At 48.2% G+C, this 4810-nt stretch carries 5 protein-coding genes; 4 read left to right on the plus strand and 1 reads right to left on the minus strand.

The window, feature by feature from the left end:
- Positions 1-858 (plus strand): aldo/keto reductase (locus SMC5_RS06805; protein WP_119085476.1); only part of this gene is annotated, 858 nt, incomplete at its 5' end.
- 195 nt (positions 859-1053) lie between these two features.
- Entirely contained in the window at positions 1054-1491 is a 438-nt protein-coding gene (locus SMC5_RS06810) for a DUF1801 domain-containing protein (RefSeq protein WP_207799121.1), read from the plus strand.
- 548 nt (positions 1492-2039) lie between these two features.
- On the opposite strand, the gene SMC5_RS06815 is transcribed toward SMC5_RS06810, so the two are convergent.
- A complete protein-coding gene (locus tag SMC5_RS06815; protein ID WP_119120110.1) occupies positions 2040-2591 on the minus strand; it encodes an NADPH-dependent FMN reductase in 552 nt (183 codons plus the stop codon).
- A 208-nt stretch (positions 2592-2799) separates the two neighbouring features.
- Between SMC5_RS06815 and SMC5_RS11050 the strand changes: the two genes are divergently transcribed.
- A complete protein-coding gene (locus SMC5_RS11050) occupies positions 2800-3057 on the plus strand; it encodes a hypothetical protein (RefSeq protein WP_126854964.1) in 258 nt (85 codons plus the stop codon).
- Between the two features lie 1201 nt (positions 3058-4258).
- Positions 4259-4810: PTS sugar transporter subunit IIC (locus SMC5_RS06830; RefSeq protein ID WP_119120114.1), on the plus strand; the 552-nt coding region annotated here is incomplete at its 3' end.

Consider the following 4810-nt stretch of genomic DNA (forward strand, 5'->3'; position numbering starts at 1 on the left):
CTATCTGGCAAGGAAGCGGAAGTTTTTGTTCAGACTGCTTTGGACGAAGGCATCAATTTCTTCGACCATGCAGATATCTACGCCGGCGGTAAGTCTGAGGAGTTGTTCGCACGGGCAATTCACATGAGTCCGGCTGTCCGTGAAAAAATACTGCTCCAGACAAAATGTGGCATATGCCAGCACGATGGAAGCAACATTTACTATGATTTTTCTAAAGAGCATATTCTGGAATCGGTCGATGGCAGCCTAAAACGGTTGAATACCGATTACGTTGATGTATTGCTGCTCCACCGCCCCGACGCATTAGCAGATCCACAAGAAGTGGCTGAGACGTTTGACATCCTGCACAACAATGGGAAAGTCCGATTCTTTGGCGTAAGCAATGAAAAACCTATGCAGATTGAATTGCTCAACAGGTACCTGAATCAGAAACTCGTCATTAATCAGCTGCAACTCAGCATTACCAACGCGACGATGATCAGCAACGGCATGAACGTGAACATGCAAAATGACAGTGCCGTTGACAGGGATAGCAGCATTCTCGACTATTGCCGCTTGAAAGACATTACCATTCAGGCATGGTCGCCATTCCAGTATGGTATGTTCGCAGGCGCGTTTCTCGATAATGAGAAGTTCCCGGAACTCAATCTCAAGATCGATGAACTCGCCAAGACCAAAGGGGTGCCGAATACTGCGATCGCTATTGCCTGGATTCTACGCCACCCCGCAAAAATACAGCCCATTGTCGGAACAACAAGCGCGGCTCGACTGAAAGATATCTGCAAAGGGTCCACATTTGAATTAACAAGGCAAGAGTGGTACGAAATCTACCGCGCGGCAGGCAATGTCGTGCCATAAAACATGAAGAGTCTTCGCGGTTGAAAGACCAGTACCCAATTGGGGAGTGACCCAGATTGCATGGCAGAGCCGGTTGAAGTGTACAGTGCTGTCGAGTAAACATGTTATGAACATATTTCATAGAACCTCTAAAAGAGAAACATTCCGATGTTGATTCGGCACATGACATTGTGTAATTTAGGAGGTAATAGAGTAATGAACATGAACGCAAGTGAACTTATTGACGACCTAATTGCTAATCTCACTGATTGGCGCGGCACCACGTTTGCCAGTATTAGGAGGATTATCCATGAAGCTGATCCCGATATAGTAGAGGAGTGGAAATGGATGGGAACTGCAGCATGGTCCCACGATGGGATAGTCTGTATTGCCAATGCCTTCAAGGAAAAAGTAAAGCTAACCTTCTCTCAGGGAGCGAGCCTTGCAGATCCTGACAAGCTCTTCAATAGCGGACTCACAGGCAAACAATGGAGAACCATTGATATTTACAAGGACGACAAAATCAATGAGAGATTGCTAAAGGTTCTTATCCATGATGCCGTAGGTTACAATCATTCCAGGGTGCAATCCACAAACCGGCCTCACGCGACACGAGGCAACCCGAAGAAGAAACCAGAGAATAAGATACCCTAACATCGCGACACGTACGCATGGCTGGACGAACATCCCGATGTTGTATCCAACTTGGGAGTTACTAACATAGTTGTCCACTGGCGATTTTCGGAAGACGTGTGTGAGGTGACTCGATCTGAAGTCAGTCCCGAAGCAAGAAAGAAGGGTCATGGTGGTCGTGTGGTGGAGATAGGGGCGTTGAAGTACGCTGGCGAACACCCCAACACTGCGCCCGGAAGCGCTGTCGTAGACGCTCTAGCAGATACCTTGCTGCAAGTTCGGTCTCCCAGGGATGACTAGGATTTCGCATGTATCATTCGCGCGGTGCCACGGTCCTCCATACTTGCCGCAGCAGTCGGATGCCCAGCAACTTCTTCTCGGCCCCCGGCTACTGTCGGGAGGCGTCTTGTTGTCGAGATTCGGCGCGGGGAGCCAAGGAGGCGAACCTGCATGGAATCCACAGGCACAAAATCGAACCGTGCCGGAGCAACAAGAACGGGTACAACCGGCTTGTTCCGCCTCGACCGTACCCGTTCACGTCACTATTTAGGACTTACCCGCCAGATTCTCTAGAACTTACCCGCTAGATTCACAAGTGCATCAGCGACAGAGTGAAGGAATTTCAAAGTCCCGCTATCGGCAACTTCTCCGTCCTCATTGAGAATATCGTTGACGTGCCCAATGTATGCCTCAGGCTGCTGCACTGTCGGCATATTCAGGAAAACCAATGATTGGCGTAGATGATGATTCGCGCCAAACGCCCCGATTCCGCTAGGAGAAACGCTGACGATAGCTGCAGGCTTTCCATCCCAGATGCTCTTACCATAGGGGCGGGATCCGACATCCAGTGCGTTCTTCAAGACGGCCGGGACGGAACGATTGTATTCAGGTGTCACGAATAGCACCGCATCAATACTCGACATTGTGTTACGGAATCCTGTATAAGACTCAGGGACTCTTGCTTCATCATCGTAGTCCTGATTGTACAGTGGAAGATCCGCAATTTCGACGAATGAGACATTACAGTCTTCTGGAAACAGACTTGCCAAGAATTTGGCGATCTTCTTACTGTAAGACTCCTTGCGCAGACTTCCGACCAGAACAGCTATGTTCTTTGCCATCTTGAACTCCTTTGTATCCATTTTGCGACCACAGGCCAAGAAGTTAAAGGAAAACGACATAACCTAAACTTATTTTAGCAACAAAAACGTCTTTTGAAAGACTACTTCACGACAGGACAAGGAGGAATCGTGGCAAGGCTCATCGACGTATCTTGGATGCTATCTCCTAAAACCCGCACGCACTGCTTCCAGGTTGTGCCACTATCTTGTGAACAAAAGAACTTGCTGTCGCTGGTGCCTGCATGCGGAAGGTGTAGAGAACAGGGAGAAAGCAGATATCGGGAATCCTGAGAAACCCTATGAGATTACCAAGCTGAGGATGGACAATGCACATGCTAAAGTCGAGGATCTGCGCCAGCAACTTGAGGACCTCAAGACCCAGAATGAGCGCCAGGAAGAGCTGAAACACATGCTCAAGAAGGGCTTCATGGAATTCTACTACAGCAAGAGACGCACAAAAGAGTAGAGACAGGGTATTCTCCAGCGCCTTATTCGCAGGATCGATGTCGGCCCGCAGGAACTGACCATCTCGTGGCTCTTCATGAACGAGGGCAAGCGCCGAATACCGCGTAGTGTAACAGATCCCAAGGGAGGCCATGGAAAACCCCGGAAATACGACCCCGAAGCCAAAAAAGAGGACACGTCTGATAATTGGACGCCAGAGCAAAACGCTGGCAAAAATGCCCCTTCCGGGGGTCCAGGTGGACGATTGGTGGAGATAGGGGCGAACAGGTAGTCCTGCGAGCCATCGGTAACGCTACTGTTCAAGCTGGTTTTGGAAGTGGTCCTTGTTGGTGTCGGTTCCTCGAATGGGATGGGCAATATGCACGGTGAGCACTCGAATCCTCTGAAGAGTGCGCATTAGGCGCCGTGGGCTTAGGTGTTGACTCCGTTCCATGGCACACCACGAGGCGAACGAGATTGCTGAAGAAGGGCATCTTCTCACATCGTATCCCCTGATATTTTCCAGCGTTGATGTTTTGTGCCCTGCTTCCGCATATGAGACATAAGGTGTACCAGATTTCCCCCCTGATTCTTCTCGATTCCCCCAAAAGAGGAGGATCACCGATGCAAGATCCGCCGACGTGGAATGTCTGTATCGGTCCTGGCATCGTTGACCTCCATGTTCGAATCGCCCTGTTGCAGACCTATCGGATACATATCACTTGCTGCTTTCCAGAGCAGGAAACCCTCTTCTAAGAAGGTTCTCTCCCCAGCCTGCATGAGCTGTATCCAACACAATGAGTGCAGACGAACGTTTTACGAACACCTCCTGACCGACAAACACAAGAACCCTAGGCTCGCCTTGATCGCTTGTATGAGGAAACTTCTTCTCATCGGACATCAGCTCACCGTAACAATATCGAAGCAGCGGGCTCTTGACCATGAAGCCAATCTATCTTTGTCCTCTTGACATGGATCGCAGTATCTTTGATGAGTCATGCGTTGTATTGACAAAGGAAACAACAATGATACATGTGATATATAGGTTACGAAAAGGTTACCAAAATCAGATGAAATGTTAGCAAAGAAAATTGCGTTCAGTTTGGATGGTTACACTGAGAACGAGAGGAGGTGGAGCAGAGACCTGTAGCAGAGACTATGATAGAAAGTATGTATCGGAAAGAATCCTTAAGGCTTGAGACAAAATAAACAGGGGGTGTAAAGTGAGCTTGTGGCAAGCACTACTTATCGGTCTGATTGGTTATGCCTCGTCTATTTATGCACCATGGCTTTTTGGCGGATTGGGTGGATGGTATACAACGGGGAGACCCTTTATAGCCGGTCTTATTATCGGGGTGATTCTACACGATGTCAAAGCAGGAATCCTGATGGGAGCAGCCATTCAAGCATTGTACATAGGGCTTGTCACTCCTGGAGGTGCGATGCCTGCAGATGTAAATTTCGCAGCATATATTGGCATTCCATTGGCAATAGTATCAAAACTACCAGCATCTGAAGCAGTTGCTCTATCAGTACCATTAAGCTTTTTCGGTGTCGGTATGGTTTACCTTACTGTTACTATAAACTGCTTGTTTGTGCATTGGCAAGATACTTTAATCAAGGAAGGAAGACTTAAAAGAGCGATAGATGTTCCTGTGATTGGTCAAATTACGAATTTCGTCGTGAGATTCTTCCCTATATTTCTGATCTCTTATTTTGGTTCTCCTTATGTAGCGAAATTAGCTTCTATCATGCCTAAAATGCTAGAAACTATG

It is taken from the genome of Candidatus Cryosericum odellii, assembly GCF_003570935.1.
In the GTDB taxonomy this organism is placed as follows: Bacteria; Caldisericota; Caldisericia; order Cryosericales; family Cryosericaceae; genus Cryosericum; species Cryosericum odellii.